Annotated in this window: 21 protein-coding genes; 9 read left to right on the top strand and 12 right to left on the bottom strand. The window is 72.5% G+C overall.

All coding sequences use genetic code 11. The features are described from left to right. Window positions 1-62: 62 nt before the first annotated feature. From ACQZOG_RS14185 to ACQZOG_RS14170, 4 genes are read right to left on the bottom strand one after another with little or no spacing between them, the layout of a single operon-like run. On the bottom strand, window positions 63-2,432 hold the full coding sequence (locus ACQZOG_RS14185) for a glycoside hydrolase family 3 N-terminal domain-containing protein (protein ID WP_106963355.1): 2,370 nt from the start codon (window positions 2,430-2,432) through the stop codon (window positions 63-65). Beyond that, window positions 2,429-3,247: a carbohydrate ABC transporter permease gene (locus ACQZOG_RS14180; RefSeq protein ID WP_033276326.1), complete on the bottom strand. Its 819-nt coding sequence runs from the start codon at window positions 3,245-3,247 to the stop codon at window positions 2,429-2,431. The genes ACQZOG_RS14185 and ACQZOG_RS14180 overlap by 4 nt, the downstream gene beginning before the upstream one ends. Continuing rightward, a complete protein-coding gene (locus ACQZOG_RS14175) occupies window positions 3,244-4,203 on the bottom strand; it encodes a carbohydrate ABC transporter permease (protein ID WP_033276327.1) in 960 nt (319 codons plus the stop codon). Before ACQZOG_RS14175 ends, ACQZOG_RS14180 begins: the two co-directional genes overlap by 4 nt. 10 nt (window positions 4,204-4,213) lie before the next feature. Beyond that, window positions 4,214-5,518 carry an ABC transporter substrate-binding protein gene (locus ACQZOG_RS14170; RefSeq protein WP_037642980.1) on the bottom strand — a complete coding sequence of 435 codons (1,305 nt, stop codon included), beginning with the start codon at window positions 5,516-5,518 and terminating at the stop codon, window positions 4,214-4,216. Window positions 5,519-5,656: 138 nt separating this feature from the next. Between ACQZOG_RS14170 and ACQZOG_RS14165 the strand changes: the two genes are divergently transcribed. Then, window positions 5,657-6,676 (top strand): LacI family DNA-binding transcriptional regulator, encoded by a 1,020-nt coding sequence (locus tag ACQZOG_RS14165; protein ID WP_078493077.1) that lies wholly within the window; start codon window positions 5,657-5,659, stop codon window positions 6,674-6,676. Between the two features lie 639 nt (window positions 6,677-7,315). Here the strand turns inward: ACQZOG_RS14165 and ACQZOG_RS14160 are convergent. Next, entirely contained in the window at window positions 7,316-7,651 is a 336-nt protein-coding gene (locus tag ACQZOG_RS14160) for a DUF6343 family protein (RefSeq protein ID WP_058917463.1), read from the bottom strand. Between the two features lie 135 nt (window positions 7,652-7,786). Here ACQZOG_RS14160 and ACQZOG_RS14155 point away from each other — a divergent pair, with 135 nt between their 5' ends. After that, window positions 7,787-8,431 (top strand): dienelactone hydrolase family protein, encoded by a 645-nt coding sequence (locus ACQZOG_RS14155; RefSeq protein ID WP_033276331.1) that lies wholly within the window; start codon window positions 7,787-7,789, stop codon window positions 8,429-8,431. 48 nt (window positions 8,432-8,479) lie between these two features. On the opposite strand, the gene ACQZOG_RS14150 is transcribed toward ACQZOG_RS14155, so the two are convergent. The 6 genes from ACQZOG_RS14150 to ACQZOG_RS14125 all read right to left on the bottom strand — a co-directional run bounded on the left by ACQZOG_RS14150 (window position 8,480) and on the right by ACQZOG_RS14125 (window position 13,616). Continuing rightward, the gene (locus ACQZOG_RS14150) at window positions 8,480-9,487 is read right to left on the bottom strand and encodes a polysaccharide deacetylase family protein (RefSeq protein ID WP_193456212.1); all 1,008 of its coding nucleotides are present in this window, start codon (window positions 9,485-9,487) and stop codon (window positions 8,480-8,482) included. A 26-nt stretch (window positions 9,488-9,513) separates the two neighbouring features. Then, complete coding sequence (locus ACQZOG_RS14145) at window positions 9,514-10,542, bottom strand: glycoside hydrolase family 11 protein (protein ID WP_037642975.1); 1,029 nt, start codon at window positions 10,540-10,542, stop codon at window positions 9,514-9,516. A 237-nt stretch (window positions 10,543-10,779) separates the two neighbouring features. Further along, a complete protein-coding gene (locus tag ACQZOG_RS14140; protein WP_033276334.1) occupies window positions 10,780-11,403 on the bottom strand; it encodes an Rv1733c family protein in 624 nt (207 codons plus the stop codon). A gap of 656 nt (window positions 11,404-12,059) precedes the next feature. Beyond that, a complete protein-coding gene (locus tag ACQZOG_RS14135) occupies window positions 12,060-12,863 on the bottom strand; it encodes a rod shape-determining protein (RefSeq protein ID WP_261676007.1) in 804 nt (267 codons plus the stop codon). Beyond that, complete coding sequence (locus ACQZOG_RS14130; protein WP_033276336.1) at window positions 12,860-13,228, bottom strand: TraR/DksA family transcriptional regulator; 369 nt, start codon at window positions 13,226-13,228, stop codon at window positions 12,860-12,862. Before ACQZOG_RS14130 ends, ACQZOG_RS14135 begins: the two co-directional genes overlap by 4 nt. A gap of 64 nt (window positions 13,229-13,292) precedes the next feature. Next, window positions 13,293-13,616 (bottom strand): TraR/DksA C4-type zinc finger protein, encoded by a 324-nt coding sequence (locus ACQZOG_RS14125; RefSeq protein WP_033276337.1) that lies wholly within the window; start codon window positions 13,614-13,616, stop codon window positions 13,293-13,295. A gap of 289 nt (window positions 13,617-13,905) precedes the next feature. Between ACQZOG_RS14125 and ACQZOG_RS14120 the strand changes: the two genes are divergently transcribed. From ACQZOG_RS14120 to secD, 4 genes are all read left to right on the top strand, one after another. Further along, on the top strand, window positions 13,906-14,883 hold the full coding sequence (locus ACQZOG_RS14120; protein ID WP_193456211.1) for a HAMP domain-containing sensor histidine kinase: 978 nt from the start codon (window positions 13,906-13,908) through the stop codon (window positions 14,881-14,883). Beyond that, entirely contained in the window at window positions 14,880-15,572 is a 693-nt protein-coding gene (locus ACQZOG_RS14115; protein WP_051724584.1) for a response regulator, read from the top strand. The genes ACQZOG_RS14120 and ACQZOG_RS14115 overlap by 4 nt, the downstream gene beginning before the upstream one ends. Beyond that, window positions 15,569-16,000: a hypothetical protein gene (locus ACQZOG_RS14110; protein WP_058917461.1), complete on the top strand. Its 432-nt coding sequence runs from the start codon at window positions 15,569-15,571 to the stop codon at window positions 15,998-16,000. Before ACQZOG_RS14115 ends, ACQZOG_RS14110 begins: the two co-directional genes overlap by 4 nt. Window positions 16,001-16,065: 65 nt before the next feature. After that, a complete protein-coding gene (gene secD, locus ACQZOG_RS14105; RefSeq protein ID WP_051747735.1) occupies window positions 16,066-18,348 on the top strand; it encodes a protein translocase subunit SecD in 2,283 nt (760 codons plus the stop codon). Between the two features lie 192 nt (window positions 18,349-18,540). Here secD and ACQZOG_RS14100 read toward each other — a convergent pair whose 3' ends face one another. Further along, a complete protein-coding gene (locus ACQZOG_RS14100) occupies window positions 18,541-20,433 on the bottom strand; it encodes an ABC transporter ATP-binding protein (RefSeq protein ID WP_430741534.1) in 1,893 nt (630 codons plus the stop codon). Between the two features lie 141 nt (window positions 20,434-20,574). On the opposite strand from ACQZOG_RS14100, the gene ACQZOG_RS14095 reads away from it, so the two are divergent. The 3 genes from ACQZOG_RS14095 (at window position 20,575) to ACQZOG_RS14085 (ending at window position 23,662) form a co-directional block, all read left to right on the top strand. Continuing rightward, window positions 20,575-21,504 carry a lysylphosphatidylglycerol synthase transmembrane domain-containing protein gene (locus tag ACQZOG_RS14095; RefSeq protein WP_203549664.1) on the top strand — a complete coding sequence of 310 codons (930 nt, stop codon included), beginning with the start codon at window positions 20,575-20,577 and terminating at the stop codon, window positions 21,502-21,504. A 70-nt stretch (window positions 21,505-21,574) separates the two neighbouring features. Next, on the top strand, window positions 21,575-22,339 hold the full coding sequence (locus ACQZOG_RS14090) for a crotonase/enoyl-CoA hydratase family protein (protein WP_191882389.1): 765 nt from the start codon (window positions 21,575-21,577) through the stop codon (window positions 22,337-22,339). A 225-nt stretch (window positions 22,340-22,564) separates the two neighbouring features. After that, complete coding sequence (locus tag ACQZOG_RS14085) at window positions 22,565-23,662, top strand: mechanosensitive ion channel family protein (RefSeq protein WP_033276342.1); 1,098 nt, start codon at window positions 22,565-22,567, stop codon at window positions 23,660-23,662. The last annotated feature ends 161 nt before the right edge of the window (window positions 23,663-23,823 follow it).

The raw sequence follows: 23,823 nt of genomic DNA, 5'->3' as shown, positions 1-23,823 counted from the left end.
TGCACCGGCCCGGACCGCAGGAGCGGTCCGGGCCGGTGGAATTCCACAAGAGGGTGGTGGCGTCAGTTCTCCACCGAGAACTCCGCCCGGAACCTCCGCGTGTGGTCCACCTCCCGCGCCGGCCCCGTCAGGGTGACCGTCGTCGTGAGGCGGGCGTCCGTGCTGGACGCGGCCAGGCGCAGTTCCAGGTCGCCCGGTTCGACGATGCGGCGCCCGTCGCGGCCCGTGAACGACGCCACGTCCGCCGGGACCGTCACGCGCACCCTGCGCTCCTCGCCCGGCTCCAGGTCCAGGCGGGCGTAGCCGACCAGGCGCTGGACCGGCTGGACCACGGAGGCGACCGGGTCGTGCAGGTACAGCTGGACGACCTCCGTGCCGGTCCGCTCCCCCGTGTTGCGCACGGTGAGGGACGCGGTGAACTCCCCGTCCGTCGGCGCCTCTTCGGCGTCGACCGTCAGGTCGCTCCACGCGAACGTCGTGTACGTCAGGCCGTGTCCGAAGCCGAACGCCGGCGTCGGGTCGATGTTGGACACCTCGCTGGCCTGGGCGAGCCGCGCGCCGAGGTAGGTCGTCGGCTGGGAGCCGGACGTACGCGGGACGCTGACCGGGAGGCGGCCGGACGGGTTCGTGCGGCCGCTGAGCACGCCGGCGATGGCGCGGGTGCCCGCGACGCCCGGGAAGAACGACTGCACGATCGCCGCCGAGTCCTCCACCGCGCGGCCCAGCGCGTAGGGGCGGCCCGCGAGCAGCACCGTGACCACCGGGGTGCCGGAGTCCAGCAGCGCGTCCAGCAATTCCTGCTGCGCGCCCGGCAGTTCGAGGGACTCCGCGTCGCAGCCCTCGCCGCTGGTGCCGCGGCCGAACAGGCCGGCGCGGTCGCCGAGCGCCACGACGACGATGTCGGCGTCCCGCGCCGTGTCCACCGCCTCCGCGATGCCGGAGCGGTCGCCGTCGTCGATGCCGGTGCCGCGGACGACCGTGATCTCGGCGTCGGGGAACTCGGCCGTCAGGCTCTCGCGCAGGTCGGGCAGTTCGATGCCGACCGGGATGTCGGGGTACTTCACGCCCACGTGCTGCGGGAAGGAGTAGCAGCCGAGGACGGCCGCCGGCTCGGTGGCGTTGGGGCCGACGAGCGCGATCCGGCGGGGGCGGTCCAGCGGCAGGGTGCCGTCGTTGCTGAGCAGGACGACCGCCTTCTCGGCGATCTCGCGGGCCAGTTGGCGGTTCTCGGGGCCGTCGAGGTCGATCTTTCCGCGCAGCGCCTCGGGGTCGTCCAGGTCGGCGCCGTCGAACGCGGGCGGCACCGGGCTCCAGTCGGGGTCGAGCAGGCCCAGCTCCGCCTTCTGGGTCAGGACGCGGCGCAGGGCGCGGTCGATCAACGACTCCGGCACCCGGCCCTCGGTGACGGCCTCCACGAGCGGGGCGCCGAACGTCTTGACCGTGGGCAGTTCGATGTCGACGCCCGCCTTGAGCGCGGCGCCGGCCGCGTCGGCGAAGTCGCCCGCGACGCCGTGCAGCGTCTTGAGGAACGCGATGCCGAAGTAGTCGGCGACGACCGTGCCGTCGAAGCCCCACGTGTCGCGGAGCAGCCCGGTGAGCAGGCTCTCGTCGGCCGCGGAGGGAACGCCGTCGATGTCGGTGTAGGCGTGCATGACGGAACGCGCGCCGCCCTCGCGGATCGCCATCTCGAACGGCGGCAGCAGCACGTCGGCGCGCTCGCGTGGCCCCACGGAGGAGGGGGCGAGGTTGCGTCCGGCGCGGGAGGCCGAGTAGCCGACGAAGTGCTTGAGGGTGGCGACGATCCCGGCGGACTCCAGGCCCTGCACGTACGCGGTGCCGATGGTGCCGACGAGGTACGGGTCCTCGCCGATGGTCTCCTCGACGCGGCCCCAGCGGGCGTCGCGGACGACGTCCAGGACGGGCGCGAGTCCCTGGTGGACGCCGACGGCGCGCATGTCGCGGCCGATGGCGGCGGCCATCCGGCGGACCACGTCCGGGTCGAAGGTGGCGCCCCAGGACAGCGGAACCGGGTAGGCGGTGGCGCCCCAGGCGGCGAAGCCGGCCAGGCACTCCTCGTGCGCGACGGCGGGGATGCCGAAGCGGTTCGCCGAGGTGATGCTGGTCTGGGTGCGCAGCAGGGAGAGCGCGCCGAGCGCCGGGTCGACGGGAGCGGTGCCGAAGGGGCGGGTGAGCTGGCCCAGGCCGGACGGCAGGAGGTCGTCGAGCTCGACGGCCTCCTCCATGTCGTGCTGGTGCGGGGCGACCTCGCCGCCGTCGGCGGAGGCGCCGACCCACACGCCGTACAGCTGGGCGATCTTCTCCTGGAGGGTCATGGCGCCGATCAGCGCGTCGACCCGGGCGGAGACGGGGTGGGAGGGATCGTTCCAGAGGGGGATTTCGGGGGTGGTCTCTACGGCCACGTTCGCGGTCACTTTCCTCCGACACCCATCAGACCCTGGACCAGGGCACGACGGGCGAACAGGTAGACGAGCAGGATGGGCACCATGGACAGCACCACGGCTCCCAGCAGCCCGGGGATGTCGATGCCGTGTTCGGTCTGGAAGTCGTACAGGCCCAGCGTGACGACCTTGGTGGCGTCGGACTGGGTCAGCACGAGCGGGAACAGGAAGCCGTTCCATGCCTGGAGCGCGGAGAAGACCACGATGGTGGACAGTCCGCCCCGGGACAGCGGCAGCACGAGCTGGAAGAACATCCGGCGCGGGGTGGCGCCGTCCATGGCCATCGCCTCGTACAGCTCCGGGGAGATGTCGCGCATGGCGCCGCTGAGGATGAGCGCCGACATCGGCAGGCAGAACGCGGCCGTGGGCAGGATGACGCCGAGCAGGTTGTCGTACAGGCCGGCTTCGCTGATCAGGTAGAACATCGGCACGATCACGGCCTGGGCGGGGATCGCCAGGCCGAGCAGGAACAGCCGGAAGATCGCCGACGTGGCCCGGCCGCGGCTGCGCACGATGGCGTAGGCGAGCGGCGGGACCAGCAGCAGCACGATGCCGATCACGCAGGCGGTGACGACGAGCGTGTTGAGGAAGTACTGGCCGAAGCCCGAGTCGAAGGCGCCGGTGAAGTTGTCCAGGGTGAAGGTGTCCGGGAAGGACACCGGGCCGTTCTGTGCGTAGTCCTGGCGGGTGCGCAGGGTCGCCGCGAGCATCACGTACAGCGGCAGGCCGACCAGCACCAGCCAGACGAGCGAGCCGGCGCCGGCCAGGTAGTTGGGGCGGCGCCTCATGACACACCTTCCATGGAGCTGCGCATCTTGTCGTAGCCGGAGACCTTCACCACGACCAGGGAGATGATGGTGGCGGCGACGACCAGGGCGAGGGCGATGGCGGAGCCGGCGCCGAAGTCGAAGCCCTTGAAGGCCTTGTCGTACATGTAGTAGGCGCTGATGGTGGTGTCGGTGCCGGGGCCGCCCTGGGTGAGGATGAGGACGGTCTCGAAGGTGGTGAGGCCACCGACGATCATCAGGATCATCGACGTGATCATGGAGTTGCGGAGCTGCGGCAGCGTGATGTGGAAGAACTGCCGGTAGCGGCCCGCGCCGTCGATCTCCGCGGCCTGGTACAGGACCTGCGGGATGGAGCGGGCGGCGCCCTGGTAGATCAGCGTGTGGAACGGGGTGAACTGCCAGGTGCTGACGAACGCCAGTACGCCGATGGCGGTGGCCTGTTCGCCGAACAGGTTGCCGTCCCCGAACAGCCAGGTGGCGTCGGCGGGGATGCCGAAGTTCGGGTCGAGCAGCGCGCGCCACAGCACCGAGACGGCGGTGGCGGACAGCAGCAGCGGGATGAAGTAGATGACGGACAGCACCGCGCGGTTGCGCTGGTAGCCGGCCGCCCAGACGCCGAGGAGGATGCTCAGCGGGGTCTGGATGACCACGCCGAGCGCGGTCAGCAGGAGGGTGAGCCAGACGCTCTTCAGCATCACCGGGTCGTCCCAGAGGCGCGACCAGTTGTCGGTGCCGACCCACTGGGGCGAGCCGAGCCCGTTCCAGCTCATGAAGGACAGCACCGCGACCATCACGAGCGGGACGATGGCGAAGAGCGTGAAGAACAGGGCGGCGGGCAGCGCCCAGGCGAAGCCCGGGCGGCCCACCGTGGATATGGAGGGGGAGGCGGCCGGCCGCCGCCGGGACTCCTTGCGGAGCCCGGCGGCGGGCGGGGCGCTCGTGATCTTTGTGGTCATGAGCCGTTCGTCACTCGGTCGGGAGGGCCTGCATGGCCTTGATGAAGCCGTCCGCGTCGAGCTGTCCGTTGAAGAACTGCTGGATGGCCTTGTGCATGTCCGAGGCCGCCGACTGCGGGTACGCCTGGTCCCAGCTGAGCTGGAACGACGGGGCATTGGCGACCAGGTCGTACTGGAAGCGGGAGTACTCGGGCGTCGCGGACGTCTCGATGAACTCGTCGGTGTTGGTCGTGGTGGTGAGGTTGCCGACGTCGAGCTGCGCCTTGACGAACTCGTCGGAGTACATCAGCTCGAGGAACTTGGCGACGGCCTCGGGGTGCTTGGTCTTCTTCAGCACCGAGTAGTAGTTGTTGGTGTTGCCGGCGACGTTCTTCGGGTCGCCCTTGCCGCCCTCGACGGTCGGGAAGGCGGAGTAGCCGAGGCCCTTCTCCGCGAAGTCCGGGTGGTCGGTGAGCTGCTGGGAGTAGTACCAGGAGCCCATCAGCTCGAAGCCGGCCTTGCCCTGGGCGACCAGCGCGACCGAACCGCCGTTGGTGTACTTGACGGAGTCGTAGTTCTTGCCGAAGGCGCCCGCGTCGACGAGCTCCCTGATCATCTTCAGGGCCTTCTTGCTCTCCGGGGCCTCCCAGGCGCTCTTGTCGCCCTCGATGGCCTTCGCGAAGAGCTCGGGGCCGGCTATGCGGTCGAAGAGGTACTGGAACCACATCTGGGTGGGCCAGACGTCGCCGCCGCCGAGCGCGATCGGGGTGACGCCCTCGTCCTTCAGCGCGTCCACGGCGTTGAGCAGCTCGTCCCAGGTCTTCGGCGGCTGGACGCCCGCCTTCTTGAGGACGTTCTTGTTGTGGAACAGCAGGACCGGCTGCGTGCCGCGCATCGGGATGCCGTACGGCTTGCCGTCGACGACGGCGTTGTTGAAGACGGACGGGAGGAACTTGCTCTCCAGCTCCGGGTTCTTCTTGATGAAGTCGTCCAGCGGGAGCAGCAGGTCGGCCTTGACGAAGGGCTTGATGCTGCCGCCGCCCCAGTTGAAGAAGACGTCCGGGGCCTGCGGGGTGCTGATGATCGTCTGAAGCTTCTTCTGGTAGTCGGCACCGGGGATGGTGTCGAGGACCGCCTTGACGTCGGACGTCTCGTTGAACTTGTCGACGATCTGCTTCTCGATCTTGTTGGTGGCGTCCCCGTAGACAAGGATATGAATCTTGCCGTCGTCCGCCGACGCCCCGCCGTTGCCGTCACCGCAGGCGGACAGGCTCAGGGCCAGGGCGAGCGTCGCACCGGTGGCGATCAGTCTGGGCAAGCGCGCACGTGTCTTCATCGTTCGCCTTTCGAAAGTTTCGGCTTCATCGCCGAAAGTCCATGCCGAGGGACAGTAGGTCAGACGGGAGTTGGGGTCAACGGTCGGGTCGCAACTCGCCCGAAACGTTATGGACACGCGGTGCTCTATCCTGCGGGTATGCGTGAAGACGACGAGGCGAGCGGGCGTGTCACCCTGGCTGCGGTAGCGAAAGAGGCCGGGGTTTCGATGCCGACAGTTTCGAAGGTGCTCAACGGCCGCTCGGATGTCTCACGCGCGACGCGTGCGAAGGTGGAAAAGCTGCTCGACCTGCACGGCTATCGGCGGCGCGTGCAGCCCGCCGCCCGCTATCCGCTCATCGAAATCGTGTTCCACGAGCTGGAGAGCGTGTGGGCAATGGAGCTGATACGGGGCGTGGAGAACGTCGCGAAGGAAAATCGCGCGACGGTCGTGCTCACCGAGAGCGGTACCCGGCACACTCCCGACCCGGACTGGCTGCCGGGCGTGTTGCAGCGGCGTCCGCTCGGCGTGGTGCTGGTCTTCTCCAGCCTGCCCGAGGACATCAAGCGCCAACTGCGGGCGGCCGCCATCCCGTTCGTCGTCATCGACCCGGCGGGCGATCCCGACCCTGACGTGCCGTCGGTCGGCTCCGCCAACTGGGCCGGCGGCCTCGCCGCCACCCGCCACCTCACCGAGCGCGGCCACCGGCGCATCGCCATCATCACCGGCCCCAACGACATGCTGTGCTCGCTCGCGCGCCTCGACGGCTACCGCTCGGCCATGGCGATGGCGGGCCTCGAGGTGGACCCGCGGCTGACCCGCTTCGGCGACTTCCACGTCCAGGGCGGTTTCGAGCGGGCCATGGAGCTGCTGGAGGGCCCCGACCGGCCCACGGCGATCTTCGCGGGCAGCGACCTCCAGGCGCTGGGCGTGCTGGAGGCGGCCCGCGTGAAAGGGCTGCGGGTGCCCGAGGACCTGTCGGTGGTCGGCTACGACGACGTACCGCTCGCCCAGTGGTCCAGCCCGCCGCTCACCACGGTCCACCAGCCGCTGCGGCACATGGCGGAGGAGGCCTCCCGCATGCTGCTGCGCCCGGACGACCCAGGCGCGTCGGCCCAGCGGATCGAGCTGGCCACGCATCTGGTGGTGCGGCAGAGCACGGCGGTGCTGGAGGACTGACACGGCGCCCGGCCCAGTACGAGCCCCAGTGCGGGTCGCCCGCTCCCCGCGCAGACGCCGGGACGCGAGGGTACGGCCGTGACGGCAGGGACGCGGCACCGTCGACGGACCCGCCCGGCCGACACTGCGCGGAACCCAGCGTCCCGTGCCACCGCACACGCCCAGCCGGCTCGGCACCGGGCAACACGCCAGACGAACACGGCCGCCACGGGGACTCACGGACCCGCCCAGCTGTCACTGTGCGGAACCCAGCGTCCCGTGCCACCGCACACGCCCAGCCGGCTCGGCACCGGGCAACACGCCAGACGAACACGGCCGCCACGGGGACTCACGGACCCCGCCCGGCCGACACTGCGCGGGACCGCCCGTCGCCGACACTGCGCCCCCCGCTGAGCCGACCACGGGCAACGCCCTCGGCGAGCGCGATCGTCACGGCGCAGAGGCCGCGCAGTCTGGGCGCCTGCCCGGCCGGCGCTGTGCGGAATCAGGCGTCGTCGGCCACTGCGCACGCCCCGCCCGGGCCGGTCACAGGGCATCGCTCCGGCCGACCGCGGCCCGGACGCCGCGCAGTTGCAGCCGCCCCCGGTGTGGAACCGCGCCGCGCACGACGGCGCACCGCCCGCCGGAGAGCTGCGGGCGTCAGCCCGTGGACCCCCGCTCGCGGCGTAGGCGGCGTCGCACGACCGTGAGGTCCAGTGCGGCCGTCAGGGCCAGGACGCCGCAGATCACGGCGAGGAGCGTCAGGGGGCCGCTGCCGGGGCTGTCGCCCTCCTTCGATCCCGCCGCCCACACGGCGAACAGCACCGTTCCCGCGACGAAGAGCGGCAGGAAGACGGACGCCATGAGCAGCCGCAGTTTCAGCGGGCTGCGCGCGGTGACCGGCTCGGTGCCGGTTCGTGGGTACCTGCGGCCGACCATGCCCGAGCGGGCACGGGAGACCGGCTCGCGGCCCGGTCCGTTACGGCTGTCGCCCACGTCCGCGCACCTCCTCCGCCTCGTCCTCCGGGGCCGGGTAGCCCCGGTCGCGGGCGGCAAACCGGGCCCCGTCTCGACCCGCCCCGCACGGGTACCCGGAGCCCCGGACGGGAGTGGCCGGAGGAGGTGGGCGGCATGGTGAGCGCGTCGGTGACGGTTCCGTCGGGAGCCGCGGCCCTGCGCGGTGATCTGGAGATCCCCGTGGGGGCGCGCGGTGTGGTGCTGTTCGCGCACGGCAGCGGCAGTTCGCGGCTCAGCCCGCGCAACCGGGCCGTCGCGGGGGTGCTGCGCAGGGCGGGGTTCGGCACGCTGCTGCTGGACCTGTTGACCGCGGCGGAGGAGGACGAGGACGAGGCGACGGGCCGGCACCGTTTCGACATCGGGCTGCTGGCGGGTCGCCTGGCGCACGCCGTGGACTGGCTGGAGGACCGGACGGACGCGGTGGACCTGCCGGTGGGGCTGTTCGGGGCCAGTACGGGAGCGGGGGCGGCGCTCGTCGCGGCGACGGAGCGGGCGCGGCGGGTGTCGGCGGTCGTCTCGCGGGGCGGGCGCCCCGACCTGGCGGGCGACGCGCTGCCCCTGGTGGCGTGCCCGGTGCTGCTGGTGGTGGGCGGTGCGGACACGCAGGTGCTGGACCTGAACCGTGAGGCCGCGCGGCGGCTGTCCGCGCCTCACCGGCTGGACGTGGTGCCCGGCGCCACGCATCTGTTCGGCGAGCCGGGCGCGCTGGAGGGGGTCGCGGAGCTGGCCGCCGGCTGGTTCACCGAACACCTGGGGTGAGCGCGGCGAAGCCGCGCCGGAAGGCCGGCGCGGCTTCGCCCGTCGTGCTCAGCCGGTGCTGCAGGAGACCGTCGGCCAGTTCCAGTTGCCGTTGGTCTGGATCGTCACACCCCAGTTGTTCCCGCTCCCGTTGGGCCGGGCGACGAGCGTCTGGCTGCTGGGGTAGGAGGTGGTGACGTTCCAGGTGCTCAGCACCCGCGCCGGGGACGGCACGTTCATCGTCACGGTCCAGTTGTTCGAACCGTTGACCGCGACGTTGAGGTTGTACCGGTCGCCCCAGACGCTGCCCGCGGACAGGGTGGCGGTGCAGGAGCCGTTGTCGCCGCCTCCGCCGCCCCCTCCCCCGCCGTCGGAGCCGTCGGGGGCGACCGCGCGGCCGGTCTGCGGGGAGATCATGCCGGCGCACAGCCCGCGGGAGGCGAGGTTCTGCGCGATCCGCGGGATGGCGGCGATGGTGTTCGCCGGCCAGTCGTGCATCAGGATGACCTGCCCGTTGTTCAGGCGGGAGGCCGCCTGGACGATGGCGTCGGTGCTCGCGTTGTTCCAGTCCTGCGAGTCGACGTCCCAGATGACCTCGGTCAGACCGTACTTGGCCTCCACCGAGCGCAGGGTGGAGTTGGTCTCGCCGTAGGGCGGGCGGAACAGCTTGGGTGTGCCGCCCCCGGCGCTCGCGATCGCCTGCTGGGTGCGGGAGATCTCGGAATCCATCTGGGACTGGCTCAGCTGGGTCATGTGCGGGTGGGTGTAGCTGTGGTTGGCGACCCACATCCCCGCGTCCACCTGGGCCTTGACCAGCGACGGGTTGGCGGCGGCGTTCTGGCCGGTGTTGAACATGGTGGCCCGCAGGCCGTTCTGCTTCAGCGCGTTGAGCAGGTTCATGGTGCTGCCGGCCGACGGGCCGTCGTCGAAGGTGAGGGCGACGTACCCGTTGCAGGCGGCCGCCTCGGCGGGGGCGGCGCCGACGCCCGTGGTCACGGTGGCGGCCACGGTGAGTGCGGCGGCGGCCACACCCGGAACCAGGTACCGGGTGACGGGCCGGCGCTTTCCGGTGCTCATGTGTGGGGGTCCTCCTCGTGCGGGAATCAGCCTGCGCTGCAGGAGACCGACGGCCAGTTCCAGTTGCCGTTGGTCTGGATCGTCGCGCCCCAGTTGTTGCCGTTGCCGTTGGGCCTGGCGACGAGGGTCTGGCTGTCGGGGTAGGAAGCGGTCACGTTCCAGGTGGAGGAGACCTTGGCGGGGGACGGGACCCGCATGGTCACGGTCCAGTTGCTGGAGCCGCTCACCGAGACGTTGAGGTTGTAGCGGTCGCCCCACTGCTGGCCGGCCGAGAGGGTCGCGGTGCAGCCGCCGTTGCCGCCGCCACCACCGCCACCGCCGCCACCACCGCCGCCGCCTCCGCCTCCACCGCCGGAGCCCTCGCTCACGGTGATGTTGGAGTTGCCGGAGCTCTGGTAGCCCTCGGTCGCCATGATCATGTAGTTGTGGTTGCCCAGGTTCATGCCCTTGCTCGCCCAGGCGTCGAAGTGGTTGCCGCTGGTGATGGTGCCGCCGGTGCGCTTCTGCTGCCGGACGCTCCAGTACTGGTCGAAGGTGCGGGTGCCTTCGATGGAGGGGGCGTTGTACCGGGTCGTCTTGTAGATGTCGTAGGTGCCGCCGTCGGTGGTGACGGTGCCCTTGTACTCACCCGTGGGCCGGTAGGTGCCCCAGTTGTCGACGATGTAGTACTCGATCAGCGGGCTGGTGGTCCAGCCGTACAGCGTCAGGTACGCGTTGCCGGACGGGTTGAAGCTGCCGGAGTAGTTGACGGTCTTGCGGCCGCCGGTGCTCCAGCCCTTGCCGGCCACGAAGTTGCCGGTGTTGCTCCACTGGGTGCTGTAGTTGCCGCCGGAACCCAGGTCCATGGAGACCGTGCCCTGGGCGTCGGTCCAGAAGGAGTACCACCAGCCGTTGTTGGTGCCGGTCTGGTTGGTGGAGATGACGGGGGCGGCGGTCGCGGTGCCGGTGGTGAGGAGCAGTGCGGTGAGCGCGGCGAGAGCGATCGTCCAGACGCTCTTCACGCTCATGATCAGTCGGCCGCGTCTGCGGCCGCCGGGAGGAACGGACACGTGCATGGGTGACGCCTCCTGTTACGGCTCGATGGGGAGGTCGATGCCGTGACAGTGTTGGTCTGAGCGCGTCAACCGTCAACAGTTTCGGTGAGAGTTTCGAAAAGTTCGCGTGACCGAAGATCGTGACGCTCCGCTGTCTTGCCAGTTCACCTCACCTATATGAGTACTTGAGTTGTAAAACAGAGTCAGGCGGCACAGGTTCTCATCGAAGATCGATCAAGCGCTTACGAAACTTTCGCCCTACGTCGGAGTCGTCCAGCGCGGGGCCGTCTCCGCCCAGGCGGCGGCCCAGCGGGCAAGGTTGCGGCGGTGCAGCACGAAGCCGGTGACGGCGTGCACGGCGGCGCCCGCCAGGGCCACGCCGATCGCGGTGAGCAGCGCCCAGCCCGCGGCGCGGCTGCGGACCTCCTTGCCGGTCAGGGGCGCGTCGGTCGCCTCGCCGTCGGCGTCGATCCAGATGCTGACGATGCTGTCGGCGGTCAGTCCGGGTGCGACCTCGGCGCGGGTGGTACGGGTCCGTCCCTCACGGGTGACGACCCGGACGTCGACCGGGTAGCGCGTCTTCTTCTCCTCGTCCGAGCCCGGCTCCGGGTGCCGGGGCGCGTCGTGGAGGAGGGTCGCGTCGGCGAGGTGACGCGTCTGCTGCTGGTGACGCGCGACGTCCTGGTAGTGACGGTGGGCGGCGTCGCCCACCAGAGCGCCGGCCAAGGGCGCGACGGCCAGGACGGCCAGCAGCACGCCGAGCCCCAGCCAGGCCCGCGCGGTGTCGGTGCGGCGGCGCAGCGGGTTGGCCCGCCACGGCCAGAACAGGGGGCGCGGCGGCGGTCCGGGGGGCGGCTGCGGCGCGGGTACGGTGCCCGCCACGTCACGTCTCCTTCCGATAGCGGTCGCAGGCGGAGATGGGCGCCGGCCTGGGCGGGCCGGCCAAGCAACAGGTCGGTCGGCACCGGGTCGCCCGGTAACCGGTCGGCGTGGGATGACTGGTCGGCCGTGGGATGACAGGTCGGTCGGGGAACAGGTCGGTCGGCGCGGCAGAGGTCGGTCGGTCTCAGGCCGGGCGGGCGGGCGAAGGTCCCTCCGGCGGTCAGGTCAGGCGGGAAAAGTTCGGTCCGGCACGGGGCCGGGCGCGCGGTCGGTCAGGCGGGCGAAAGTCGTCCCTCCGGCGGTCAGGTCAGGCGGGCGAAGGTCGGTTCGGCGGTCAGGTCAGGCGGGCAGAGTCTGGCTCGGCATAGGCCGGGCGGGCGGTCAGGTCAGGCGGGCGAAGGTCGGCCCGCCACAGGCCGGGCGGATGGACGTGCGGGTCAAGCCGCGGTGCGGGTCAGGCGGGCAGAGTCTGGCCCGGCACAGGCCGGGCGGGCGGTCAGACGGGCAAAGTCCGGCCCTGCACAGGCCGGGCGGGCGGTCAGACGGGCAAAGTCCGGCCCTGCACAGGCCGGGCGGGCGGTCAGGCCGGCAGAGTCCGGCCCTGCACAGGCCGGTCTGTCGGGTCGGCGAGGGTCGGTCGGGCAGGTGCAGACCTGTCAGAGGACGCCGTCCGCCGACGGGTGCCGGTGCGCCGCCGTCAGCAGGCCCGCCGCGCCGCGGACGGCGGCGGTGTGCGGGGACGGCACCGGCTGCACCGCGCAGTTGAGGCCGCCCGGCAGTCCGCCGGTGATGTCAGGACGCAGCGCTCCCCCGCCGGCCAGCAGCACGCCGCGGCGCAGCGCGGTGCGCGTGAGGGAGGTGCGGTCCTGGCGCAGCATCTCCGTCACCATGCCGATCACCGCGTCCGTGATCAGCTCTCCCGGCGTGTCGTCGGACAGGTCGGCGGTGCCCAGGGCGGTGCGCCGGGCGTCGGTGACCGCGCCGTCGGCGAGCAGCACCACCTCGGTGAGATGCGCGCCGATGTCGGCCACCAGCAGCGGCCGGACGTGGTCGGCGCCCGCGGCCAGCGCGACCGCCCGCGCGCCGGGGACCGTCAGGACGGCGCGCGGGCGGAGCACCTCGACGGCCGTACGGGCCGCGGCGCGGTAGGCGGGACCGCCGAGCACCGGGGAGGTGACGACGACCAGCGGGCGGCCGATGCGCGGCAGGCGGTGGCCGAGCAGCCGCTCCAGCATGCGGGCGGTGCCGGGGGTGTCGACGATGGTGCCGCGCTGGACGGGATGGACGGCTCCCGACCCGGGGAACGTGACCGTGGGCACGTCCAGGACCATGCCCCGTCCGGCGACGAACGCGCGGGTGCGGGCGCTGCCCAGGTCGAGAGCGAGACCTGAGCAGCGCCTGCACAGCGGCCAGTGCCGGTGCCGTACGGGAGCCGGCCGGGGGTGCCGGATCACGGTCACCGGCCGGCCTCGCGCACCTGCTGGCAGCGCCCGCAGTAGCGGGCCTGGGGGACTATCAGCAGGCGGTGGCGCTCCACCGGACGGCGGCAGAGGTGGCAGACGCCGTACGTCCCGGAGTCCATCCGGGACAGCGCCTCCTCGACGTCGGCGAGCACCATGCGGGCCGACGCGGCGAGCTTGACGCCGACCTCGACCTGCGCGGCGTCCTCGCGCACGCGGCGGGCGTCGGCACGGCTCACCGTGGCGAACTGCCGCAGCTGTTCGCGGCGGAACAGCAGCTGTTCGTGCAGGTTCTCGCGGAGCGCGGCGAGGTCCTCGGCGCTGAGGATCTCGTCGTGCTCGCCGATGGTCTGATGGGTCACCACTGCACCTCTCGGGCAGAGCGGGGCGGACGGACGTGCGGGGGTGCGGGGCAGGCCGCGGTGCGGGTCAGGCCGCGCGCTGGCAGCCGACGCAGTACCGGGTGTGCGGCAGGATCTCCAGCCGCTCCGGCGGTACCGGCTTCGAGCAGCCCAGGCAGGTGCCGTAGCTGCCGTCCTCCACGCGGGCGAAGGCCTCGTCGATCTCCTGGAGGACCCGCTTGATGGCGTCCTTCTGGTTCGACATCAGGTGGTCGCCCGGGGCGGCCCCGGTTTCGTCCAGCGCCTTGAGCTGAGCGAGCCTGGTCGTTCGGGCGTGCTCCAGACGCCGGCGGACCTCGTCCGCGGCGAGGTTCGCGGCACGGGGGTCGGTGCGGGGCAGGTCGAGCGACACGTGTTCCTCCTGGAAGGCATGGGTGACGTGGGAGATGTACGGGATGACGCTTCCACCATGGCCCGGGCCCGTCCGTCTTCCCATCGGGCGCGGGACCCATCTCCGCGGGGTCCGAGGACCCACCCCGTGCGGCATGGGTCCGCCGGCCGAGGGGAAATGGGCTGTGGGGCCCATCGACCCGGTCGGTGCGGACCGGGCAGGCTGGCCGGTGTCCGCCCGGGACAGGGGGTCGCTGCCGCATCAGGGGCCGCGGTGACCGACAGTAGAGGCAGACGAGAAAGAGGAAGGCGTGACCTCCGTGTCCCTGTACTGGCGGATCTTCGGTCTGAACGCCGTGGTGCTCGGCAGCGCCACGGCGCTGTTGCTGTGGGCTCCGGTGACCGTGTCCGTGCCGGTGCTGCTGACGGAGGCGGTGATCCTCGTCGGCGGTCTCGTCGTGATGCTCGTCGCCAACGCGGCACTGCTGCGCATCGGACTCGCCCCGCTGGACCGCGTGACCCGGCTGATGACCACCGTCGACCTGCTGCGCCCCGGCCAGCGGCTGCCCGTGCGGGGCGGCGGTGAGGTGGCCGAGCTGGTGAGCACCTTCAACGCGATGCTGGAGCGCCTCGAGGGGGAACGCGCCGCGAGCAGCGCCCGCGCGATCCTCGCCCAGGAGGGTGAGCGGCGCCGTATCGCCCAGGAGCTGCACGACGAGGTGGGCCAGAGCATGACGGCCGTGCTGCTGGCCCTGAAGCGGGCGTCCGACGAGGCGTCCGAGCCGCTGCGCGAGGAACTGCAGCAGGCGCAGGAGATCACCCGCGGCAGCCTGGACGAGGTACGGCGGCTGGTGCGCCGGCTGCGCCCCGGGGTGCTGGACGACCTCGGTCTGGTGAGCGCGGTGACGTCGCTGACGACGGAGTTCTCCACGCACACCGGGCTGCGTGTGGCGCGCCGCTTCGACCCGGACCTGCCCGCGCTGGACCAGGAGACGGAGCTGGTGATCTACCGGGTGGCGCAGGAGGGCCTCACCAACGCGGCCCGGCACGCCGAGGCCCGCCGGGTGGAGGTGGCCCTGCGCACCGCCGGGGACGCCGTCGTGCTGGAGGTGGCCGACGACGGGCGCGGCATCGGCGCCGCCCGAGAGGGCGCGGGACTTCGCGGAATGCGTGAGCGTGCGCTGCTGATCGGGGCCACTCTGGACGTCTGGAGCCCGGACGAGGCCTCCGCCACAGGAACCGGTACCCGAATCCGGCTGACCGTGCCGGCCGTCAGGAAGCAGTCATGAACGACCAGGACATCCACGCGGACCACGCGGACCGCTCCGCGGAGAAGATCCGCATCCTCCTCGCCGACGACCACGCGCTGGTGCGGCGCGGAGTCCGGCTCATCCTCGACCGGGAGCCGGACCTGGAGGTGGTCGCCGAGGCGGGCGACGGGGCCGAGGCGATCGCCATGGCCCGCACCCACGACGTGGACCTCGCGGTGCTGGACATCGCCATGCCGCGGCTGACCGGTCTCCAGGCGGCGCGGGAGCTGACCTCGCTGAAGCCGGGGCTGCGCATCCTGATGCTGACGATGCACGACAACGAGCAGTACCTGTTCCAGGCGCTGAAGGCCGGGGCGGGCGGCTACGTCCTGAAGTCCGTCGCCGACCGTGACCTGGTCGCCGCCTGCCGGGCGGCGATGCGGGACGAGCCGTTCCTGTACCCGGGGGCGGTGACCGCCCTGATCCGCAACTACCTGGACCGGGTGCGGCACGGCGAGGAGGCGCCGGAGCAGCTCCTCACTCCGCGTGAGGAGGAGGTGCTGAAGCTGGTCGCCGAGGGCCACTCGTCGAAGGAGATCGCGGAACTGCTGTTCATCAGCGTCAAGACGGTGCAGCGGCACCGGGAGAACCTGCTGCACAAGCTGGGGCTGCGGGACCGCCTCGAACTGACGCGTTACGCGATCCGCGCGGGGCTCGTGGAACCTTGACTCCCCACGCCCCGGGCCGTGCCGCCCGGCTTCCGCTGAGAGCCGCCGCCGCCGTCCTGGCCGCGTTCGCGGCCGTGCTGCTGACCCTCGGTTTCACCTCGGGCGCGGCTCCCGCGTCGGCCGTCGCGGCGGGCCCGGCCGCCCCCGCCTACTTCCCGGCGTCCCCCGGCACGCCGACGTACTCCTCCGGGACGCAGCCGCACAGCGACGAGGCGTACGTCGCCGCCCGTACGGTGCTCGCCCGGCCGGAGCGGGACGCCGGCAGGCAGGACACGGCCGCCGGTCCCCTGCTGTTCACGCCCGCGTACACCCCGCGCGTCCCGCCCCGGCCCGCGCGTCCCGCTCCCGCGGCCGGTCACGCGCCGCCCGCCGCCGCGCACGTCCCGGCGGACCTGGGGCGGGCGCCGCCCGCCGCCTCCAGCACCTGAGCCGTCCCCCATTTCCGCTTTCCGCGTGCCCGCCGACGGGCACGTGTGCCTTGCTGGAGGCATCTGTGAAACGTCCCGCCCGCGTCAGGGCGTTGTTCGCGCTAGCCGTGATCGCCGTGTCCGTGTTCGTCGCCGTCACCGTCCCCGTCCGCCTCGGACTGGACCTGCGGGGCGGCACCCAGATCGTGCTGGAGACCCGTTCCACCGAGACCCTGGAGGCCGACGCCGAGGCCACCGACCGCACCCTGGAGGTGCTGCGCGGCCGGATCGACGCCCTCGGCGTCGCCGAGCCCACCATCGTCCGCTCCGGCGACCAGCGGATCATCGTCGAGCTGCCGGGCGTACAGGACCCGCGGAAGGCGGCCGACGTGCTGGGCCGCACCGCGCAGCTCTCCGTGCACCCGGTGAAGGGGCCGGGCACGGGGGACGCGGAGAAGCTGCCGCAGGGCGAGCGGGTGCTGCCCGACGAGTCCGGCGAGAGGCTGCACCTCGGCAAGGCCGCGCTCAGCGGCCAGGACGTCAAGAGCGCCGAGTCCCGCTTCGACCCGCAGAGCGGGGCAGGCTGGCACGTCACCGTCGACTTCGAGGACGGCAAGGGCTGGGCCCGGCTGACCGGTGAGGCCGCCTGCCACCCGGCGGGCGACCCGCAGCGCCGGGTGGCCATCGTCCTCGACGACAAGATCATCTCTTCGCCGCAGGTCGACCCGTCCGTGGCGTGCGGTGCGGGCATCACCGGCGGGTCGACGCAGATCACCGGCTCGTTCACCAGCGACGAGGCGAAGGAGCTCGCACTGCTGGTGCACGGCGGCGCGCTGCCGGTGCCGGTGGAGACGGTGGAGCAGCGGACCGTCGGCCCGACGCTGGGTGCCGAGGCCATCCGCGCCAGCGCCTGGGCCGCCGTCGTCGGCACCGCCCTCACGGCGCTGTTCGTTCTCGTCGTCTACCGCCTCATGGGCCTCCTCGCGGTCGTGGCCCTGCTCTGCTACGGCCTGATCTCCTACGCAGGTCTCGCCGCCCTCGGCGCGACGCTGACGCTGCCCGGCCTCGCCGGTTTCGTGCTGGCCATCGGCATGGCCGTCGACGCGAACGTGCTGGTCTTCGAACGCGCCCGGGAGGAGTACGCCAAGCGCAACCGGCCCAGTGGCCGCTCGGCCCTGACCGCCGGTTTCAAGGGCGCGTTCAGCGCGATCGCGGACTCCAACGTCACCACGCTCATCGCGGCGGCGCTGCTGTTCGTGCTGGCGTCCGGCCCGGTGAAGGGCTTCGGCGTCACGCTCGGCATCGGTGTGCTGGCGTCCATGATCAGCGCCCTGGTGATCACCCGGGTGCTCGCCGAGTTCGCGGTGGCGCGCCGCTGGGTGCACCGGCGCCCCGCGGTCACGGGGCTGGCCTCCGTCGGCCGGGTCCGTGCCTACCTCACCCGCCGCGACCCGCAGCTGATGCGGCGTCCCCGCCGCTGGCTGGCCGTGTCCGCGGTCGTCCTGGCCGTCGCCGCCGCGGGCATCGTCGTACGCGGGCTGAACTTCGGCGTGGAGTTCACCGGCGGCCGGCTGATCGAGTACTCCACGGAGCAGACCGTCGACCCGGACCGGGCACGCGCCGCGCTCGCCGACGCCGGTTTCCCGCAGGCCGTCGTGCAGTCCTCCGGGGACAGCGGTCTGACGGTGCGTACCGAGGAACTGACCAACGAGGAGGCGGTGAAGGTCGAGGAGACCGTCGCCGAGGTCGGCGGCGGCGCGGAGAAGGTCCGCGACGAACTGATCGGCCCGAGCCTCGGCGACGAGCTGCGGCGCAACGCGCTGATCGCGCTCGGGCTCGCCCTCACCGCCCAGCTTCTGTACCTCGCCGTGCGGTTCCGGTGGATGTTCGGCACGGGCGCGGTGGCCGCGCTGGCGCACGACGTGGTGATCCTCACCGGCATCTTCGCCTGGCTGGGGAAGCCGGTCGACGGTGTGTTCCTGGCGGCGCTGCTCACCGTGATCGGCTACTCGGTGAACGACTCCGTGGTGGTCTTCGACCGCATCCGCGAACTGTGGCGCAAGGACGCGAAGGCGCCGCTGGCGCAGGTCACCAACCAGGCGATCCTGCAGACGGTGCCGCGGACGGTGAACACGGGCATCGGCGTGATCTTCATCCTGGCCGCACTGGCCCTGCTGGGCGGCGACTCGCTCACGGACTTCTCCCTGGCGCTGCTGATCGGCATGCTGGTCGGCACGTACTCGTCGGTCCTCACCGCGTCTCCCCTCGCGATCGAGCTGGACGCCCGCGCGGGCGGCGGAAAGCGGCCCCGCCGAACCGCCCCCCGCAAACCGACCCCCCGAACGGAGCGCACGACGACCGAGGTATGACCCGAGGGGGTGCAGGCGGACATCCCCGCCTGCACCCCCTCAGGGGCGCGGGGGGGGCTACCCAACCAGCCCCCAGAAGAAGCGCCTTCAGGGGCGCGGGGAACTGCGCGACCAACCCCCACCGACCCGCAGAACGCACGACTCCAGGGGCGCGGGGAACTGCGCAAAACGCCCCACGCCCCGCCCCGCCCCTCACACACTCACCCCCGCATCCACCCCCTCCTCCTCCCCCTCGAACTGCGTCCGATACAGCTCCGCGTACCGCCCACCCGCGTCCAGCAACTCCTCGTGCGTCCCGCGTTCCACCACGCACCCCGCCTCGACCACGAGAATCAGATCGGCCGCCCGCACGGTCGACAGCCGGTGCGCGATCACCAGCGCCGTCCGCCCCTCCAGCGCCTCCCCGAGCGCCTCCTGCACCGCCGCCTCGGACGTGTTGTCCAGATGAGCCGTCGCCTCGTCGAGAACGACGACCCGCTGCCGTGCCAGCAGCAGCCGCGCGCTCGTCATCCGCTGCCGCTCCCCGCCGGAGAGCCGGTACCCCCGCTCCCCCACGACCGTGTCGAGCCCGTCGGGCAGCGCCCGCACCAGCGCGTCCAGGCGCGCCCGGCGCAACGCGTCCCACAGCTCCTCCTCCCCCGCGTCCGGCCGCGCCAGCAGCAGGTTGGCGCGGACCGTGTCGTGGAAGAGGTGACCGTCCTGCGTCACCATGCCGACCGTGGCCCGCAGGGACGCCGCGCTCAGGTCCCGTACGTCGGCCCCGCCCACGCGGACCGCACCCGCGTCGACGTCGTACAGCCGCGGCAGCAGGGCCGCGATCGTCGACTTGCCGGCGCCGGAGGAGCCGACGAGGGCGACGGTCTGACCGGGTTCGGCGCGGAAGGAGACGCCGTGCAGCACCTCCTCGCCGCCGCGCGTGTCGAGCGCGGCGACCTCCTCCAGGGAGGCGAGGGAGACCTTGTCGGCGGACGGATAGCCGAAGCGGACGTCGTCGAACTCCACGGCGACCGGCCCCTCGGGCACCGCGCGGGCGTCGGGCTTCTCCCGGATCAGCGGGTCGAGGTCCAGCACCTCGAAGACCCGCTCGAAGCTCACCAGCGCGCTCATGACCTCCACCCGCGCCCCGGCCAGCGAGGTGAGGGGCGCGTACAGGCGGGTGAGCAGCAGGGCGAGGGCGACGACCGCGCCGGCGTCGAGGGTGCCGGAGAGGGCGAGCCGGCCGCCGAGGCCGTAGACCAGTGCCAGGGCGAGGGCGGAGACCAGGGTGAGGGCGGTGATGAACACCGTCTGGGCGGTGGCCGTCCGCACGCCGATGTCCCGCACGCGCCGTGCTCGTACCGCGAACTCCTCGGACTCCTCCTCGGGTCGCCCGAACAGCTTCACGAGGGTGGCGCCGGGCGCGGAGAACCGCTCCGTCATCCGCGTGCCCATGGCCGCGTTGAGGGTGGCGGCCTCACGCTGGAGGCCGGCCATCCGGCGGCCCATGCGCCGCGCCGGAATCACGAACACGGGGAGCAGGACCAGCGCCAGAAGGGTGATCTGCCAGGACAGGGTGAGCATCACGCCGAGGGTGAGGACCAGGGTGACGACGTTGGCGACCACGGTGGACAGCGTGGAGCTGAACGCCCGCTGGGCTCCGATGACGTCGTTGTTGAGCCGGGAGACGAGCGCGCCCGTACGGGTGCGTGTGAAGAACGCGACCGGCATCCGCTGCACGTGGTCGAAGACCGCCGTCCGCAGCCCCAGGATGAGATCCTCGCCGAGCGCCGCCGACAGTCGGCGGCCCAGCACGCCGAGGGCCGCCTCCACCACCGCGATCAGCGCGATGAGCAGCGCCAGACGCACCACCGTGTCCGGGGCGCCGCCGGACACGATCGTGTTCACCACCCGCCCGGCGAGCACGGGCGTGGCCACGGCGAGCGCCGCGGTCGCCGTGCCGAGCAGCAGGAACAGGATCAGTTTGCGGCGGTGCGGGCCGGCGAAGGCGCCGATGCGGCGCAGGGTGTCCCGGGTGACGGGCCGGCGCTCGTCCTCGGCGGTCATGACGCTGCGCAGTTGCGCCCACGCGGTGGTCTCCATGCTCATGCCGGAGACGCTAGGACCTCGACCATGATTGAGGTCAAGGACGCCGCGGTGCTGATGCCCCGGCCCGCGGGCGACGGCCGTCGCCCGGTGTCCGGCTCGTCGCAACTCTCCGTTCGCCCGCGACGTTCATCCTCCGTGGACATGACGGTGACGATCCGCCGGGTGCTGTGCGTGCTGCCGCTGCTGCTCGTGGCCGTGGTCGCCGTACGGCAGCGGGAGGTGCTGGCCGAGGGGCTGGGGCTGGTGACGACCGCCCGGTGGCCGTGGCTGCTGGCCGCGGCCGGTCTGACGTGTCTGACCTGGCCGGCCGCCGCGTGCACCCGTCAGGGCGCCGTGCTCGAACGGCTGCCCGGGCGGCGGCTGGTGGCCACGCAGTTCGCGGCGGGCGCGGCGAACCACCTGCTGCCCACGGGGCTGGGGGCGAGCGCGGTCAACCTGCGGTTCATGGCGGTGTGCGGACTGAGCACGGCCCGGTCCTCGGCCGCGCTGGCGCTGTATCTGCTCGCGGAGAGCGTCGGGCGGGTGGGCCTGCTGGCGGCGCTGCTGGTGGCGTTCCCCGACGCGCTGCCCTTCGGGGCGCTGCTGCCCGACGAGGCGCCGGCCGGGCCGCTCCTCGTGGCGGGCGCGGTGCTGGTGCTGGTGGTGGGCGGGCTCGCCGCCGTACGGCGGGTGCGGACGGTGGTGGCCGGGTTCCTGCGGACGGCACTGCGCGAGGCGCGTTCGGTGCACGCCCGGCCCGCGCGGGCGGTGGCGCTGTGGGGCGGGGCGCTGGCCTTCCCGGCGCTCCAGGCGGGCGTACTGGTGCTGGTGGCGCGGGCGTTCGGTCTCGCGGTCCCGTCCGCCCATCTGGCGGTGGCGTACCTGGCGGCGACGGTGGCGGTGGCGCTGGTGCCCACCCCGGGCGGGATCGGCTCGGTGGAGGCGGCGCTGGTCGTGGCGCTGGTGGCGGCCGGCGGGGCGGCGGCGCCGGCCACGGCGGTCGTGGTGGTGTTCCGGCTGCTCACGGTGTGGCTGCCGCTGCTGCCGGGCGCGCTGACCCTGGCAGCGCTGGTGCGGATGAAGGTGATCTGACGTGCGGGACGGGTGAGGTGGTGCGGGACGCGGGTAGGGTCCCGGTCCCACTCACGGAAGGGACCTTGTCATGCCGGTACGGATCGAACGCCGGGGAGCCGTCACCACGGTGGTGCTCTCCCGCCCCGAGGCGCGCAACGCGGTGGACGGGCCGACGGCCGCCGAACTCGCCGACGCCTTCCGCGCGTTCGAGGCGGACGACGAGGCGCGGGCGGCGGTGCTGTGGGGCGAGGGCGGCACGTTCTGCGCGGGAGCGGACCTGAAGGCGCTGGGCACGGAGCGCGCCAACCGGGTGACCGAGGACGGCGACGGGCCGATGGGGCCGACCCGGCTGCGGCTGTCCAAGCCGGTGATCGCGGCGGTGTCCGGGCACGCCGTGGCGGGTGGTCTGGAGCTGGCGCTCTGGTGCGACCTGCGGGTGGCCGAGGAGGACGCCGTGTTCGGCGTGTTCTGCCGCCGCTGGGGCGTGCCGCTGATCGACGGCGGGACGGTACGGCTGCCCCGGCTGGTCGGGACGAGCAGGGCGATGGACATGATCCTCACCGGGCGTCCGGTGCCGGCCGCCGAGGCGTACGCGATGGGGCTGGCCAACCGGGTGGTGCCGGTGGGGCGGGCACGCGAGGAGGCGGAGGAACTGGCGGCGTCGCTGGCCCGGTTCCCGCAGGCGTGCCTGCGCTCGGACCGCGCGTCGGTGCTGGAGCAGGAGGGGCTGGGCGAGGAGGAGGCGCTGGCGGCCGAACTCCGCCACGGAGCCGCCGTGTTGGCGGAGAGCCTGGAGGGCGCGGCCCGGTTCGCGTCCGGGGCGGGGCGGCACGGTGCGTTCGACGGGTCGTGAGACGGCCGCGGGAGCGGTGCGGGCCCGGTGCGGGACCACCGCTTGGTACGAACGACCCTTCTGCATACGGCAGGATGAGCGACGGTGCCCCCGCAGGTCAACGCGGGTGCGGCACCGGTGGATCCCGTATACCTCGAGCAGGTGACTTCACGTGACACGACTTCACATAGGGCTCTCGGCCCAGGAGAGACGGCCGTCGGCCCAGGGGTGCGCGGGGGGTGGGCGGTGACCCGCTCCCTCACCGTGGACGATCTGGTGCACGCCGGAATCGCCCTCGCCGCCGGCCTGCTGGCGGCGTTCCTGCTCCGCATGCTGCTGCGCTGGCTGGCGCGGCACGCGGAGCGCACCGCCTGGCGCGGCGACGACATTCTGGTGGAGGCGCTGCGTACGGTCGCCCCGTGGGCGGCCGTGGCGGGCGGGACGGCCTCCGCGGCGGCGGCGCTGCCGCTGACCCGGGCCGTGCAGCACACGACCAACCAGGTGCTGACCCTGCTGGTGATCCTCGTCGCGACCGTGGCGACGGCGCGGGTGGTGGCGGACCTGGTGCGCTCGGTCACCCAGTCGCGGTCCGGAGTGGCCGGGTCGGCGACGATCTTCGTGAACATCACCCGGATCCTGGTCCTCGCGATCGGCTTCCTCATCGGGCTGCAGACGCTCGGCATCTCCATCGCCCCGCTGCTCACCGCCCTCGGCGTGGGCGGTCTGGCGGTGGCGCTGGCGCTCCAGGACACGCTCGCGAACCTTTTCGCGGGCATCCACATCCTCGCCTCCAAGACCGTGCAGCCGGGCGACTACATCCGCCTGAGCAGCGGCGAGGAGGGGTACGTCGAGGACATCAACTGGCGCCAGACGACCGTCCGTGAGCTGTCCAACAACCTGGTGGTCATCCCCAACGGCCAGCTCGCCAAGACGAACATGACCAACTTCATGCGGCCCCAGCAGCAGCTGACCATCCTGGTCCAGGTCGGCGTGTCGTACGACAGCGACCTGGAGCACGTGGAGCGGGTGACGAAGGAGGTCGTCGCGGACGTGATGACCGAGATCACCGGGGCGGTGCCGGAGCACGAGCCGGCGGTGCGGTTCCACACCTTCGGCGACTCGCGCATCGGGTTCACCGTGATCCTGGGCGTGGCGGAGTTCAGCGACCAGTACCGGATCAAGCACGAGTTCATCAAGCGGCTGCACCGGCGCTACCGCGAGGAGGGCATCCGGATTCCGTCGCCCGCGCGGACGGTCGCCCTTCAGCAGGGGACCGTGCTGATTCCGTCCCAGCGGGACGGGGCGGCGGCCGCGGACGACATGATCACCGGGCGGCCGGTCTGACGGTCTCCCCCGGGCCGTGGCGACTCTCACCGCCGCCGCGGCCCGGCGCACCCGCCTTCGGCGGGTTTTTCCGGGCTCCGCCCCGGACCCCGTTCGCGCGGTTCCCCGCGCCCCTGACGGGGCAGTGCCGGGATACTCGGCGTGGACCCCTGTCGAGCCCG

This window comes from Streptomyces sp. P13-3-3, assembly GCF_050571355.1.
GTDB lineage: Bacteria > Actinomycetota > Actinomycetes > Streptomycetales > Streptomycetaceae > Streptomyces > Streptomyces althioticus.
The sequence above is the reverse complement of the archived record's forward strand: the minus strand, read 5'-3'. Positions and strand labels throughout refer to the sequence as shown.

What these genes read in the sequence shown, in the direction of transcription:
- ACQZOG_RS14095 (WP_203549664.1), top strand. Translation starts at nt 20,575, where the DNA reads ATGACGGTGACGATCCGCCGGGTGCTGTGCGTGCTGCCGCTGCTGCTC.
- ACQZOG_RS14090 (WP_191882389.1), top strand. Translation starts at nt 21,575, where the DNA reads ATGCCGGTACGGATCGAACGCCGGGGAGCCGTCACCACGGTGGTGCTC.
- ACQZOG_RS14100 (WP_430741534.1), bottom strand. Translation starts at nt 20,433, where the DNA reads ATGAGCATGGAGACCACCGCGTGGGCGCAACTGCGCAGCGTCATGACC.
- ACQZOG_RS14155 (WP_033276331.1), top strand. Translation starts at nt 7,787, where the DNA reads ATGGTGAGCGCGTCGGTGACGGTTCCGTCGGGAGCCGCGGCCCTGCGC.
- ACQZOG_RS14165 (WP_078493077.1), top strand. Translation starts at nt 5,657, where the DNA reads ATGCGTGAAGACGACGAGGCGAGCGGGCGTGTCACCCTGGCTGCGGTA.
- ACQZOG_RS14170 (WP_037642980.1), bottom strand. Translation starts at nt 5,518, where the DNA reads ATGAAGACACGTGCGCGCTTGCCCAGACTGATCGCCACCGGTGCGACG.
- ACQZOG_RS14115 (WP_051724584.1), top strand. Translation starts at nt 14,880, where the DNA reads ATGAACGACCAGGACATCCACGCGGACCACGCGGACCGCTCCGCGGAG.
- ACQZOG_RS14145 (WP_037642975.1), bottom strand. Translation starts at nt 10,542, where the DNA reads ATGCACGTGTCCGTTCCTCCCGGCGGCCGCAGACGCGGCCGACTGATC.
- ACQZOG_RS14175 (WP_033276327.1), bottom strand. Translation starts at nt 4,203, where the DNA reads ATGACCACAAAGATCACGAGCGCCCCGCCCGCCGCCGGGCTCCGCAAG.
- ACQZOG_RS14180 (WP_033276326.1), bottom strand. Translation starts at nt 3,247, where the DNA reads ATGAGGCGCCGCCCCAACTACCTGGCCGGCGCCGGCTCGCTCGTCTGG.
- ACQZOG_RS14150 (WP_193456212.1), bottom strand. Translation starts at nt 9,487, where the DNA reads ATGAGCACCGGAAAGCGCCGGCCCGTCACCCGGTACCTGGTTCCGGGT.